Source organism: Bradyrhizobium sp. BRP23 (assembly GCF_020194135.1).
In the GTDB taxonomy this organism is placed as follows: Bacteria; Pseudomonadota; Alphaproteobacteria; order Rhizobiales; family Xanthobacteraceae; genus Bradyrhizobium; species Bradyrhizobium yuanmingense.
This window is the reverse complement of the sequence record NZ_JADYVW010000015.1, coordinates 115,498-129,051: the sequence shown is the minus strand read 5'-3', so window position 1 is coordinate 129,051 and position 13,554 is coordinate 115,498. Positions and strand designations below refer to the sequence as shown.

At 63.8% G+C, this 13,554-nt stretch carries 13 protein-coding genes; 6 read left to right on the top strand and 7 right to left on the bottom strand.

All coding sequences use genetic code 11. The features are described from left to right. The first annotated feature begins 11 nt into the window (after window positions 1-11). Together hslU and I6F24_RS30900 are read left to right on the top strand one after the other, a co-directional pair. On the top strand, window positions 12-1,316 hold the full coding sequence (gene hslU, locus I6F24_RS30905) for an ATP-dependent protease ATPase subunit HslU (protein WP_036003145.1): 1,305 nt from the start codon (window positions 12-14) through the stop codon (window positions 1,314-1,316). Window positions 1,317-1,344: 28 nt separating this feature from the next. Beyond that, the gene (locus tag I6F24_RS30900; protein ID WP_225151934.1) at window positions 1,345-2,469 is read left to right on the top strand and encodes a hypothetical protein; all 1,125 of its coding nucleotides are present in this window, start codon (window positions 1,345-1,347) and stop codon (window positions 2,467-2,469) included. A gap of 69 nt (window positions 2,470-2,538) precedes the next feature. Here the strand turns inward: I6F24_RS30900 and I6F24_RS30895 are convergent, their stop codons facing one another. The 3 genes from I6F24_RS30895 to I6F24_RS30885 are packed head-to-tail and all read right to left on the bottom strand — an operon-like array spanning window position 2,539 to window position 5,364. Next, window positions 2,539-3,129, bottom strand: coding sequence for a Smr/MutS family protein (locus tag I6F24_RS30895; RefSeq protein WP_036003140.1), 591 nt, complete (start codon window positions 3,127-3,129; stop codon window positions 2,539-2,541). After that, window positions 3,126-4,679 (bottom strand): MltA domain-containing protein, encoded by a 1,554-nt coding sequence (locus I6F24_RS30890; protein WP_225151932.1) that lies wholly within the window; start codon window positions 4,677-4,679, stop codon window positions 3,126-3,128. The genes I6F24_RS30895 and I6F24_RS30890 overlap by 4 nt, the downstream gene beginning before the upstream one ends. Further along, window positions 4,657-5,364: a Tim44/TimA family putative adaptor protein gene (locus I6F24_RS30885; RefSeq protein ID WP_036003134.1), complete on the bottom strand. Its 708-nt coding sequence runs from the start codon at window positions 5,362-5,364 to the stop codon at window positions 4,657-4,659. Before I6F24_RS30885 ends, I6F24_RS30890 begins: the two co-directional genes overlap by 23 nt. Before the next feature lie 397 nt (window positions 5,365-5,761). Between I6F24_RS30885 and secB the strand changes: the two genes are divergently transcribed. Beyond that, window positions 5,762-6,250, top strand: coding sequence for a protein-export chaperone SecB (gene secB / locus I6F24_RS30880; RefSeq protein ID WP_036003132.1), 489 nt, complete (start codon window positions 5,762-5,764; stop codon window positions 6,248-6,250). On the opposite strand, the gene dnaQ is transcribed toward secB, so the two are convergent. Genes dnaQ through I6F24_RS30860 form a run of 4 tightly spaced genes read right to left on the bottom strand, consistent with a single transcriptional unit; the run spans window position 6,241 to window position 9,079 of the window. Continuing rightward, window positions 6,241-6,963, bottom strand: a complete 723-nt coding sequence (gene dnaQ, locus I6F24_RS30875; protein WP_225151930.1) for a DNA polymerase III subunit epsilon — start codon at window positions 6,961-6,963, stop codon at window positions 6,241-6,243. The two genes, secB and dnaQ, sit on opposite strands and share 10 nt — an antisense overlap. Window positions 6,964-6,992: 29 nt before the next feature. Then, on the bottom strand, window positions 6,993-7,592 hold the full coding sequence (coaE, locus tag I6F24_RS30870) for a dephospho-CoA kinase (protein ID WP_036024292.1): 600 nt from the start codon (window positions 7,590-7,592) through the stop codon (window positions 6,993-6,995). Window positions 7,593-7,615: 23 nt separating this feature from the next. After that, window positions 7,616-8,224: a Maf family nucleotide pyrophosphatase gene (locus tag I6F24_RS30865; RefSeq protein ID WP_225151928.1), complete on the bottom strand. Its 609-nt coding sequence runs from the start codon at window positions 8,222-8,224 to the stop codon at window positions 7,616-7,618. A 9-nt stretch (window positions 8,225-8,233) separates the two neighbouring features. After that, window positions 8,234-9,079: a pyruvate, water dikinase regulatory protein gene (locus I6F24_RS30860; protein ID WP_225151926.1), complete on the bottom strand. Its 846-nt coding sequence runs from the start codon at window positions 9,077-9,079 to the stop codon at window positions 8,234-8,236. A gap of 461 nt (window positions 9,080-9,540) precedes the next feature. Here I6F24_RS30860 and hemJ point away from each other — a divergent pair, with 461 nt between their 5' ends. The 3 genes from hemJ (at window position 9,541) to mnmE (ending at window position 13,160) form a co-directional block, all read left to right on the top strand. Continuing rightward, a complete protein-coding gene (hemJ, locus tag I6F24_RS30855; protein ID WP_036003118.1) occupies window positions 9,541-9,975 on the top strand; it encodes a protoporphyrinogen oxidase HemJ in 435 nt (144 codons plus the stop codon). 255 nt (window positions 9,976-10,230) lie between these two features. Next, window positions 10,231-11,496, top strand: coding sequence for a transcription termination factor Rho (gene rho / locus I6F24_RS30850; protein ID WP_008133567.1), 1,266 nt, complete (start codon window positions 10,231-10,233; stop codon window positions 11,494-11,496). Between the two features lie 308 nt (window positions 11,497-11,804). Next, a complete protein-coding gene (gene mnmE / locus I6F24_RS30845; protein WP_225151924.1) occupies window positions 11,805-13,160 on the top strand; it encodes a tRNA uridine-5-carboxymethylaminomethyl(34) synthesis GTPase MnmE in 1,356 nt (451 codons plus the stop codon). Window positions 13,161-13,554 lie beyond the last annotated feature (394 nt).

Genomic DNA, 13,554 nt, shown 5'->3' with positions numbered 1-13,554 from the left:
GCTAATCAGACATGACAGACTTCTCCCCCCGCGAAATCGTTTCCGAACTCGACCGTTTCATCGTCGGCCAGGGCGACGCCAAGCGCGCCGTCTCGATCGCGCTGCGCAACCGCTGGCGCCGGCAGCAGCTCACCGGCTCCTTGCGCGAGGAGGTGCTGCCGAAGAACATCCTGATGATCGGCCCCACCGGCGTCGGCAAGACGGAAATCGCGCGGCGACTCGCCAAGCTCGCGAATGCGCCGTTCCTGAAGGTCGAAGCGACCAAGTTCACCGAGGTCGGCTATGTCGGCCGCGACGTCGAGCAGATCATCCGCGATCTCGTCGAGGTCGCAATCGCGCAAGTGCGCGAGCGGAAGCGCAAGGATGTGCAGGCGCGCGCCCAGCTTGCCGCCGAGGAGCGCGTGCTCGATGCGCTGGTCGGCGCCAATGCGAGCTCGGCGACGCGCGAATCCTTCCGCAAGAAGCTGCGCGCCGGCGAACTGAACGACAAGGAAATCGAGATCGAGACGCAGTCGTCGGGCGGCGGCATGCCGATGTTCGAGATCCCCGGCATGCCGGGCGCTCAGATGGGCGCGATCTCGCTCGGCGACATCTTCGGCAAGCTCGGCGGCCGCAGCAAGACGCGCCGGCTGACGGTAGAGAGCTCGCACGAGATCCTCGTCAACGAGGAATCCGACAAGCTCTTGGACACCGAGCAGCTGACGCTGGAGGCGATCAGCGCGGTCGAGAACAACGGCATCGTGTTCCTCGACGAGATCGACAAGATCTGCGCCCGCGACGGCCGCGTCGGCGGCGACGTCTCGCGCGAGGGCGTGCAGCGCGATCTGCTGCCGCTGATCGAAGGCACCACGGTCTCGACCAAGCACGGCGCGGTCAAGACCGACCACATCCTCTTCATCGCCTCCGGCGCCTTCCATGTCGCCAAGCCGTCCGACCTGTTGCCGGAATTGCAGGGCCGCCTGCCGATCCGGGTCGAATTGCAGGCGCTGACCCGCGACGACATGCGCCGCATCCTGACCGAGCCCGAGGCCTCGCTGATCAAGCAATATGTCGCCCTGATGCAGACCGAAGGCGTGACGCTCGACATCACCGACAGCGCCATCGATGCGCTGGCCGACATTGCGGTTGCCGTCAATTCAACGGTCGAGAACATCGGCGCCCGGCGGCTGCAGACCGTGATGGAGCGGGTGCTGGACGAGATCTCCTTCACCGCCCCCGACCGCAACGGCGAGACGGTCCGGCTCGATGCGGATTACGTGCAAAAGCACATCGGCGACCTCGCCAAGAATGCGGATCTGAGCCGCTTCATTTTGTGATTCGGAGCGGTCACGCTATTGATGCGGCGTGACCGTACGCATCCTGCAAAATCCCTGGCGGCTCCTGCTCGCGATCAACGCGGCGGTCATCGTTGGCGTCTTTCTCCACAAGATCCAGCTGCCGCCTTACGTCCCCTACATCCATCTCCTGGTCGATTATCATTTCGGCTTCATCAAGCGCGCGCTGATCGGGGCAATCGTCGCGCTGTTCACCGACAAGGTGCCGGTATGGCCAGTGTTCGCGCTCGGCGGGGCGACGTGGCTGGCAACGCTGGGCCTCTATGCCAGGCTCTTCCAGAACACGTTCGGCTTCTCTGCGAAAACGCTGCCTCTGTTCGTCTTCACCGCGGGCTCGCCGTTCTTCCTCAAGAACTTCATGCACACGCTCGGCCATTTCGACATCTATGGCTGCGCGCTGGCGATCATCCTGCTGCTGATGCCGGCGGGCTCGCTGGTCTTCGTGGCCATGGCTGCGCTGTTCTCGATCGTTCTCGTGCTGATCCACCACATTCATCTCTTGATGTACGTGCCGACGATCATCACCATCGTCGTGATCCGGCATTACCTTGCTTACGGTTGTGACCGCAGCAATGTTGTCTTCGGCGGGGTCGCTCTCGCCATTGTCTCCGCGCTGTTCTTCGCCGCGCAGTTTCTGGGAACGATGCCGGTCCCCGAAGCGGACTTCGTCGCCTATCTCAAAAGCCGGATGGCCGATCCTGCGCGCATCGACCTCTTGCAATTCGCCTACATCTGGTACCAGCCGCTGGCGAAGGAGGTTGCCGACACCTGGGGCCGCCTGCCGCACAACATCCTCGGCGTGCCCGTGTTCGCAGCTCTGATCTGGCTGCACGCGCCGCTGTGGCGCTTCTTTGCCAGCCTGATCGGCGCGCTCGCCAGCGATCTGCACAAGCGGCTCGTCATCGCAGCACTGGTCGGCATCAGTGTCGCCTATCTCGTGATGTTCGCGATGGTGTTCGACTATTCACGCTGGATCTCGAACTGGGCGGTCTGCATGTTCCTGATCCTTCACGCGGTGAAGGTGCTTCCGGCCGCACGGGAGACAGCGCTGATCCCGGCGGAGGATCGGAAGACAAATATCTTCGGTTTGATCCTCACGCTGATCCCGCGCGTCGGAATCATCCGGCCGTTTTAGCGCTCTGCTTAGGCGGCATCGGAGGTGCGCTCCCTCTCCCGCAAGCTTTGTGGGAGAGATGTAGTGCCATTACCCTCTCGCCCGCCTGATCCGCACATACAGCGCCCCCTCGCCGCCGTGGCCGATCGCGGCTTCCTCGAAGCCGACCACGAAGGCGCGGAATTCCGGCAGGCTGAGCCATTCCGGCACTTGGCGGCGGAGCACGCCGCTTTCGCCGCCACTGCGTCCCTTGCCGGTGATGACGAGCACGAAGGTGAGGCCGTCCTGATGGGCGCGGTGCAGGAAGCCGGCCAGCGCGCGATGGGCGCGCATCTGGGTCATGCCGTGCAGATCGAGCCGTGCCTCGATCTCGCTGCGGCCGCGCGACAGCTTGGTTCGCTCGCGCTTGCCGAGCGGCGCTAGCGGCGGAATCGACGGCTTTGCAGCGCGCGGCGCCGGTGCAGCGGCAACCGGCCTTGACGGTGGCGAAGTCCTCGTCACCTGGGACCCGGGCGAAGATTCGGCGCGCGGGGTAGCATGCGCCTTGGCCGCGCGATGCTTCCGCAGCGGCTTGACATGCTTTGCGACGAGATCCCACAGCTCGCGCTCCTCCTCGCTCAGCGCGCGACGGCGCGGCGAGGGGCGAGGCTCCAGCACGGGCGGACGGGACGGCCGTTTCATTGCGGGCGATGAGGACGATTCTTTGCCGGACGGCGCGGCTCAGGGGCAGGCTCGATCGCGGGACGCGGCACCGGCAGCGGAACCGGGCCGGCGACGGCGACTGTTTCGGTCTTGCCTTGCGCCGCCGCGGCGACGGGCGTGCCGGTCTTTGCCGGATCGGTCTGCGGAAACAGCTTTGCGATCTTCTCGGCGGGCCTTGGGTCCGGGATTGGCAGCTTCGCGGCGCGCGGGGCGGGATCGAGGCTCTTCGGCACCAGCATCACGAATTGCATGGGGTGGCGCAGCCGGCCGGAGACACGGCCGGCATCCGCGCCGGCGCCGAAAAACAGATCGGCCCGTGCTGGCCCGATGATGGCAGAGCCGGTGTCCTGCGCGATCATCAGCCGGCGGAACGGCGTCTTGGCGCGTTCTGACTCGATCGGAAGCTCGCCCTCGATGAAGAACGGCGTGCCGTAGACATGCAGCGATTTGTCGACGGCGATGGAGCGCCCCGCGGTCAAGGGAATGCCTTGCGCGCCGACTGCCTCCTCCTTGTCGGAGAGGTTGACCTCGCGGAAGAAGATGTAGGCGCGGTTCGCGCGGCGCAGCTCCTTGGCGCCGTCGGGGTTCTGCGCCATCCACTCCCTGATCTTCTGCATCGACATCTCCTCTCTCGGGATGATGCCGCGCTCGATCAGGATGCGACCGACCGCCGTGTAGGGATAGCCGTTATAGGCGTCGTAATTGAGTCGAACCGAGCTGCCGTCGTCGAACTTGATGCGGGCCGAGCCCTGGATCTGCGCGAACAACAGATCGGTCGGATCCTTCAGCCAGGCGATCTCGAGCCCCCGGCCGGCGATCTTGCCGTCCTCGATCTCGCCGCGGTCGTAATAGGGCACCAGCTTGCGGCGGCCGATCTTGCGATAGACCGGGCCCTTGTTGGGCAGGCTGAGCGCATCCTGCTTGTAGCCGTGCACAAACAAGTTCGAGGGACGGCGATAGACCGGCACGTTGTAGACATCGGACTGCGTGCGCGACCCCTCCAGCACCGGCTCGTAATAGCCGGTGACGAACCCTTCGGGCTCGCCGAGCCGCGAGATCCGCAGCGGCGTGAAATTCTCCTCGAAGAACGACTTCGCCTTGGCGTCGTCGTTGAGGTCGAGCGTCTTGGCCGCCCGGCAAGGCTCGCTCAGCGAGCCGGCCAAAGCCTTGGCTTCGGCCGCGCCGTTCTTGGCGTCGGGCGCGCCGCTCTGCGCATTGATCGGGCGGCAGCTGGCGCGGAAGGTCTTGTAGGCCGCGAGATGATTGTCCTCGCCCCACCCCTTCAGGTCCGCCCAAGCCAGCGGGAGATATTGCGCGCCGGGAATTTCGAACGGCAGGGAAAGCTGCGGGTAGGGCAGCGCACGCGCCGGCACGGCAGGCTTTTGCGGCAGATGGTGGTGATGGTTGCGGTGGTGGTGGCGGCGCGCCGCCTCGGCGCCGAGCGAAAACGACGACAGCGCGACGGCAGCTGCGCAAAGCGCCGTCGCGCCGTTCTTCAGGAAGATCTTAATTCGCGCTTCCGGTGCCAACCAGCTTCCAGTTCGGATCGCGAGAGGAGGTGTCGCGGGCGAAAGTCCAGATATCGGTGATATCGGCGACCGTGTCAGCGCTGCCGTCGACGATGTTGCCGGCCTTGTCGCGGGTGGCCGAGATCATCTGCGAGACGAAGCGCACGGTGAGCTGCGCACTGCGATCGCGCAACTCGGCGCCGACGAGCTCGGCCTTGTCGATCGACACGAACCGCGTCTCGGTCTTCTGCTCGTTCTTCTCGCGTTCCTTGATCGCAGCGTCGAAGCTTTCATAGACGTCCGACGACAACAGATCGCGCAGCGCGCGGCGGTCGCCATTGGCAAAAGCGAGCACGATCATCTCGTAGGCGCCGCGCGCGCCCGAGAGGAAATGGCGCGGGTCGAAGCTGGAATCCTTCTCGACGATGGCATCGAGACCCTGCGCCAGCGGCGTGCCCGGCTCGGTCAGCCCCTTCCAGCGATCGGACGGCGCGGTCGGCTCGGCCGTCGGCGCCAGCGGGGCCTGGTCGATCACCTTGCCCGGCATGGTCACGACGTTGTTGTCCTGGGCGCCTCCGAGCGCGTTGCGTGCGGCGGTGCGATCGAACGGCGGCCGCTCGTTGCCGGTGCGCTGCCCCAGCACGCTACGCAGCCGCAAGAAGATGAAGACGGCCAGCGCCAGGAATATGATGGTGTAGATGTCCACGTCGTATTCGCTTTCTGGTCTTTGCAGGGCTCGTTGCCGGGAAAATCAATCCGGCCAGTAGACCGTTCCTTACGGAAACGGCAAGTCTACATCACCATTTTGGGTCCACGTCAGGTCCGTGGGATGTAGGCACGAAATCTGGCCCGGCCAATGGCGCCTTTTGGCACAGCGCCAAGTGTAGCGCGTTTTATGCTTAAGGGGAAACCCGATCCTGCCTGGAAATGGCGCATCTTCAATCGTTTAAGGCGAAATTTCGCGGAAAAGGCAGGAGGAACGTCAAAGCCGCGATTGCGGCCCGAATTCCCGGTGCGGGACCGTTCGTCCTTGTGGAACGAGCCGGCCCTATGTTAGCCAACCGCCGCGAAATTCAGCCCCAATCGGGTAAGGAGACACTTTCATGACCAACGGTAACGGTACCCCTCCCGAGGCGGCCCAGGCTCCCCAGCTCAACGTGCTGGCGCAATACACCAAGGACCTCTCGTTCGAAAATCCCAACGCGCCGAGCTCGCTGCAGCCGCAGAGCCAGCCGCCGCAGATCAACATCCAGATCAACGTCAACGCCAACAATCTCAGTGAACAGGAATTCGAGGTGACGTTGTCGGTCGAGGGCAAAGCCGAGACCGCCGGTAAAGTGATGTTCTCGTTCGAGCTCGCCTATGCCGGCGTGTTCCGGATCGTCAACGTGCCCAAGGAGAACCTGCACCCGCTGGTCATGATCGAGTGCCCGCGCCTGTTGTTCCCGTTCGCACGCGAGATCATTGCGACGGCGGTGCGCGATGGCGGGTTCCCGCCGCTGATGCTGGATCCGGTCGACTTCGTCGGTCTCTACCGCCAGAACATGGAGCGGCAAATGGCCGCTCAGGGCGGACAGGCCGGTCAGGCCTGAGCCACCGCCAGCGCGGCTGGAGCGGGCAGGTACTCGTTCCAGATCGCCTTGTCGCCGAGCGTTGCGATGAAGGCCCGATGGGCCTCGCGCTCGGCTTCGGAAATCCGCGGCGCGAGCGGCGCCGGGCGCTGCCGCCGCGGCGCATCGCCGGCGCTACTGACCCTGATCTCCTCGGCGTCCGAGGCCAGCAGCAGCTGCGACTGCCGCGCTCCAACCAGATCGACATAGACCTCGGCGAGCAGCTCGGCGTCCAGCAGCGCGCCGTGCTTGGTACGGTGTGAATTGTCGATGGAGTAGCGCGAGCAGAGATCGTCGAGCCGGTTGGACACGCCGGGATGCTTGCGACGCGCCAGCAGCAGCGTATCGACCAGGCGCTCGCGCGGGATCGCAGCGCGCTTGATGCGGTCGAGCTCGGCATTGATGAAGCCGATGTCGAACGAGGCGTTGTGGATCACCAGCGGGGCGTCGCCGATGAACGCCAGAAAGTCGTCGGCGACCTCGTGGAACAACGGCTTGGTCGCCAGGAACTCGGACGACAATCCGTGCACCGCAAACGCTTCCGCCGGCATGTCCCGCTCGGGGTTGATGTAGACGTGATACGTCTGTCCGGTCGGCATGCGATTGAAGATCTCGACGCAGCCGATCTCGACCAACCGATCGCCGCGCAGCGGATCGAGGCCGGTGGTTTCGGTGTCGAGGACGATTTCGCGCATGTCTCTTGGAAGCCGTGTGAGGCGGCGAATCAGGTCCGCCGCTGCGGCATCTTAACGACCTCGGCCAGGATGTGCGCGATTTGGGCCCGCACGGGGTCAAGTCCGTGTGAGGTATCCACCACGAAATCGGCCCGCTTGCGCTTCTCGGCATCCGGCATCTGCTTGGCGATGATGGCATCGAGCTTGGCCTCGTCCATCGTGCCGCGCGCCAGCACCCGCTGGCGCTGCAGCTCGGGCGAGGTCGAGACCACGACCACGGCATCGACCCGCTTCTCGCCGCCGGTCTCGAACAGCAGCGGGATGTCCAGCACCACGACCGGCGCCTTGGCGGCCTCGGCGTCGGCAAAGAATTTCTGCCGGGACGCGCCGAGCATGGGATGAACGATCTGCTCGAGCTGCTTGATCGCGGCGGGATCGTGCACGACACGCGCCGACAGCTTTTGCCGGTCGACCTTGCCATTCGCGGTGGTGCCGGGGAAAGCGGCCTCGATCGCGGGGGCGGCCTCGCCCTCATAGAGCTGATGCACGGCGGCATCGGCGTCGTAGACGGGGACGCCGGCCTCCGCGAACAATGTCGCGGTGGTGGATTTGCCCATCCCGATCGAGCCGGTCAGTCCGAGAATTCGCATCAGCACCCAGCCTTCTCTCGCATCTACACCGCAATTAGCTGCTCGCTGCGCAGATACGCAAGCAGCGGCAGCAGCGGCAGGCCGAGAATGGTGAAATGGTCGCCCTCGATGCGCTCGAACAGATGGATGCCGAGGCCCTCGAGCTGATAGGCGCCGACGCTACTGGTCACAGCGTCGCCCGCGGCGTCGAGATAGGCCGAAAGCTCGGCTTCGCTCATTCCCCGCATGGTCATGCGCGCCACAGAAACGTCCTCGAAGAGAATCCTGCCATCCTGCGCCACGGCGACGGCGGAATTCAGCTCATGCGTCTGACCGGCGAGATCGCGCAATTGCGCCAGCGCCTTGGTGCGGCCTGCCGGCTTATTGAAGAGACGGCTCCCGAGCGCCAGCGTCTGGTCGGCGCCGATCACATAATGTCCGGGATAGCAGGCAGAAACAGCCTTGGCCTTTTCGCGGGCCAACAGCAGGGCGATCTCGCGCGGGTTGGAGAGCTTTGACGCGGCCTGGATGCCACGCTCGTCGATATCGGCGGTGACGGCTTCGAAGTCGAGCCCGGCATTGCCCAGCAGCATTTTGCGCGCGCTGCTTTGCGAGGCCAGGATCAACGGACTTTTGCCGCGCCACAGACTCATCGGCGACACTTACTCGGACGGCCGGTTGCGCTGGCGATCGCTATACAGCTTCATGATCGCCGCCGCGGTTTCCTCGATGGAGCGGCGCGTGACGTCCAGCAGCGGCCAGTCATGCTTGGCGCTCAGCTTGCGCGCGAACGCGACCTCCTCCGTGACCGACTGCTTGTCGGTGTAGCTGTCGCTGCCGCTGCTGGACTCGGCGCCCATGGACAGCAGGCGGTTCTGCCGGATCTGAATCAGGCGTTCCGGCGTCGCGTGCAGGCTGACCACCAGCGGCCGCGTCAGCGTCTCCAATTGCGCCGGCACCGGAATGCCCGGCACCAGCGGCACGTTGGCGGTGCGAATGCCGCGATTGGCGAGATAGATCGATGTCGGCGTCTTCGATGTCCGGGATACCCCGACCAGTACCACGTCGGCCTCGTCGAGACCTTCGACATGCTGACCGTCGTCATGGATCATCGTGTAGTTCAAGGCATCGATGCGCTTGAAATATTCGGCATTGAGCACGTGCTGGGCGCCGACACGGCCGGTGGTCGCTGCTCCCAGATAGGCCTCGAACAGCTGCATCACCGGTCCGATGATCGACAGGCTCGGAACATTGATCTGCTTGCACTTATCCTCGAGTCTGGCGACCAGGTCCTTCTCGAGCAGCGTGAACAGCACGATCCCTGGCGCTTCCTCGATCTCATCAAGCACGCGGTCGAGCTGCTTCTGGCTGCGCACCAGCGGATAGACGTGCTCGACCGGCGTCACGTTGGCGTATTGGGCCGCGACCGCGCGCGCCACGGTGATGAGCGTCTCACCCGTGGAGTCCGAGACCAGGTGGAGATGGAAATAATTGTTCGAGGTCGGCACAAAAACCCTTTGAATTTCGTTGGGGTGGTTTGTGGATTTCTGTGGAGCTTAACCTCTCGGAAAGGGATGTGCGACACCAGGGGCGGGACAAGGCGTGATTTTCTTCACACCGCTGCCGGTCAGGACAAATCCGACGCCTCGCCGAGAGGGAAGCGGGATTGCGCGGACAAGTCCCTTGATAAGCTGCCGATACAATCGCGCAAGCCTTTGAAGCCGGCTGACTTATCGGAAGTCGACAAAGGCTGTCCGGAATATGTGGATGGATGTGAACAAGCGCGCGTGAACGCGCGGACGGAATTGCGTGAGTCCAATCCACGGTCACATAGACTCAAACCTTAAGAATCTAAGATTCTAGATTTGAGGAAGGCGCTACGGAGGGATATGTGTGCGGGGTAAGACCTTAACGGGTTCTTACTATCCCCAGCGTTCCCCGCGCTGGGCAGCAAGCCGGACCCCCGAAAATGTTCGAAGACGTCTATCTCTGGATCAAGGCGCTGCACGTGATCGCCGTCATCTCCTGGATGGCCGGCATGCTCTACCTGCCGCGGCTGTTCGTCTATCACTGCGAGGCCGAAATCGGCTCGAAGCAGTCGGAGACGTTCAAGGTGATGGAACGCCGGCTGCTCAAGGCGATCATCAACCCCGCGATGATGGTCACCTGGCTCGCCGGGCTCTATCTCGCCTGGTCCGGCCATTGGTTCTCGTTCGGCTGGCTGCACGTCAAACTGGCACTGGTCCTCGTGCTCTCGGCGGTCCACGGCTATTTTTCACGCTGGGTCAAGGATTTCGCCGCCGATCGTCGCCCGCGAAGCCAGAAATTCTATCGGATTATCAACGAGGTGCCGACCGTCCTGATGATTTTCATCGTTATCATGGTGATCGTGAAGCCGTTCTAGGCAAACTGCGCGACGATTCGCTCAGCGCTTCGGCTTGCGGAGCGCTAGGCGATTTTCTATATTATCGATATCCCACCCAACGCAGGCGGATGTGGTTGTGTCCGAGCCTTCCAGAGGCCGGACCCCGCATCAGGATTGAAGCCTCACCGGCGTTCACCTTGCCAGACCTGCGGACCTTACCTGCACCTGCTCGCGTCCGCATTTCAGAGCCTCCTCGCACCCCCTCTTTTCAGGTTACCCCACAGGACCACCCCAATGCGGGAAATCAAACTCGAAGACCTCAAGTCCAAAACGCCGGCCGAGCTCGTCTCGTTCGCGGAGGAGAATGGGGTCGAGAATGCCAGCACCATGCGCAAGCAGGAGCTGCTGTTCGCCATCCTCAAGCAGCTGGCGCTCGCCGAGACCGATATTGTCGGCCAGGGCGTCGTCGAAGTTCTCTCCGACGGCTTCGGCTTTCTCCGCTCGCCCGACGCGAATTATCTGCCGGGTCCTGACGACATCTACGTGTCGCCCTCGCAGATCCGCCGTTTCGGCCTGCGCACCGGCGACACCATCGAAGGTCACATCCGCAGCCCGAAAGAGGGCGAGCGCTACTTCGCGCTGCTGAAGGTCAACACGCTCAATTTCGAGGATCCGGAAAAGGCCAAGCACAAGGTCAATTTCGACAACCTCACGCCGCTGTTTCCGAATCAGCGTTTCCGCATGGAGATCGACGATCCCACGCGGAAAGACCTGTCTGCACGCGTGATCGACATCGTCGCGCCCATCGGCAAGGGCCAGCGCGCCTTGATCGTGGCACCGCCGCGTACCGGTAAAACCGTGCTGATGCAGAACATCGCGCATTCGATCACGCACAATCACCCCGAATGCTATTTGATCGTGCTCTTGATCGACGAGCGTCCGGAAGAAGTCACGGACATGCAGCGCTCGGTGAAGGGCGAGGTCGTGTCCTCGACCTTCGACGAGCCGGCGGTGCGCCACGTTCAGGTCGCCGAGATGGTGATCGAGAAGGCAAAACGCCTGGTCGAGCACGGTCGCGACGTCGTGATCCTGCTCGATTCGATCACGCGCCTCGGCCGCGCCTACAACACCGTGGTGCCGTCATCCGGCAAGGTGCTGACCGGCGGTGTCGACGCCAACGCGCTGCAGCGTCCGAAGCGCTTCTTCGGCGCGGCCCGCAACATCGAAGAGGGCGGCTCGCTGACCATCATCGCGACCGCGCTGGTCGATACCGGCAGCCGCATGGACGAAGTCATCTTCGAAGAGTTCAAGGGCACCGGTAACTCCGAACTGATCCTGGACCGCAAGGTCTCGGACAAGCGCACCTTCCCGGCGATCGATATCTCGCGCTCCGGCACCCGCAAGGAGGAGCTCATCACCGATCCGCAGGTGCTCAAGAAGATGTACGTGCTCCGCCGCATCCTCAATCCGATGGGGACGATGGACGCGATCGACTTCCTGCTCGACAAGCTGCGCTCGACCAAGAGCAATTCGGAGTTCTTCGACTCCATGAACACCTGAGTGCACTGCAATAAAGACTTCCGGGCGCCTTCGGGCGCCCTTTTTGTTGCGGTTTTGCTGCAGCGAAGGTGCAGCATGAGCGGCAGCCGGTGCTCGACCTAGGTTTCTCACTAAACTGTTGGTATTGAAAAGTAATTCTTGAAATCCTAGTCGGCCTCCCCCTGCGATCAGGCCAACTGCAGCAGAATGCTGCGGTTATATTGCGGTGCAAAATCGATTTGCTGCAGAACCTGGTGCAGCAAATCCGGTTGCTCTCGATCGCGAGAAACGGACGTTTGCGTTTTCGGCCGCAGCCGGACAAATAGGCTATGCATCCACGAGACCAGACCATTTTCGCGCTGTCATCCGGGCGGGCGCCCAGCGCGATCGCCGTGGTCCGCGTCTCCGGCTCGCAAGCCGGCGCGGCGTTGACGGCGCTCGCGGGCCGGCTGCCGGCGCCGCGACAGGCGAGCCGTCGGCTGCTCCGGGACGGCGAGGGCCAGCCGATCGACGATGCGGTCGTGCTCTGGTTTCCAGGACCGGCCAGCGCCACCGGCGAGGATGTTGCCGAGTTTCACGTTCATGGCGGCCGGGCGGTGCTCGCGGCGCTCTTCGCTGCAATTTCCGATATCCCGAATACGCGTGCGGCCGACCCCGGCGAGTTCACGCGCCGCGCCTTCGAGAATGGCAAGCTCGACCTGACCGAGGCCGAGGGGCTCGACGACCTCATTCACGCCGACACCGACCGCCAGCGCCGCCAAGCGCTGCGCCAATTGCAGGGCCTGCTTGGCGACCGCGCGCGCGACTGGCGCGAGCGCATCATCGAGGCCTCCGCGCTGATCGAGGCCGGCATCGATTTTTCCGATGAAGGCGACGTGCCGGCGGAGCTGCGGGCGCCGGCGGTGAAAGCGATCAGAGCGCTTCACGACGAAATCACGAAAGTGCTTGCGGCACAGGGGCATTCTGAACGGCTGCGCGAGGGCCTTGTCGTTGCCATCGCCGGCGAGCCGAATGTCGGCAAGTCGACGCTGATCAACCAGCTCGCGCGCCGCGAGGTCGCGATCGTCTCGCCGCATGCCGGCACGACGCGCGACGTCATCGAGGTGCAGCTCGACCTCGACGGCTATCCCGTCACGGTCATCGACACCGCTGGCATCCGCGAGACCGACGATCCGGTCGAGCAGGAAGGCGTGCGCCGCGCCCGCGCGCGCGCCGAGGACGCCGACCTGGTGCTGTGGCTGGTGGAGGGCGGACAAGCCGTCGATCCGGATACAATGCGCTCGCGCTGGACATTGGCGGACGGTGCTGTTCCGTCCGGCGGCTCGGTCTGGATCGTGCGCAACAAGATTGATCTCGGCAGGGTCGGAGCAGCCAGGCCGAGCGAGTTCGGGATCTCGGCAAGCCGGGGCGACGGCATGCCTGAGCTGGTCGAGGCGCTGGTGAAATTCGCTTCGGAGTTCTTCGGAACCACCGAGGGCGCCATGGTGACCCGGGCGCGCCAGCGCGAATTGTTGAGCCGGGCCTCAGCCAGCTTGCGCCGGAGTCTGGACCTTGTAGAACACGGTGAGGAGCTCGCGGCCGAAGAGCTGCGGGCGGCCGCCTATGCCTTGGGCCGGCTCTTGGGCCGGGTAGACGTCGAGGACGTCCTTGGGGCCATCTTCCAGAAGTTCTGCATCGGAAAGTAGCGCTAGTTCTTCATTGTAGAACTGGCCCTTGTTCCATTTCTTCTGTTTCACGTGAAACGGGGGTTCCGGTTCCGCACGGTGTTTCTGGTCGTTTCACGTGAAACAGCGCCGGGGGCCCGTGTCGGTCGGCCGTTCCCATCTACAGAGAGAGCGCCGAGGCGACGGCCGTGCTTCGAGTCTGGTCATTGCGAGGAGCCCTTGCGACGAAGCAATCCAGACTGTCTCCGCCGCGAGACTCTGGATTGCTTCGCTGCGCTCGCAATGACGGAGTATGACGCGGTTGCCCCGCGTTCGACTGGCAGCTCCGCCAAAGAGACAATGGGACGTATCGGGGGTTGTGTTCGATGGTCGTGGAATTAGGCCCCGTTCCGTTTCACGTGAAACGCGATGTGGC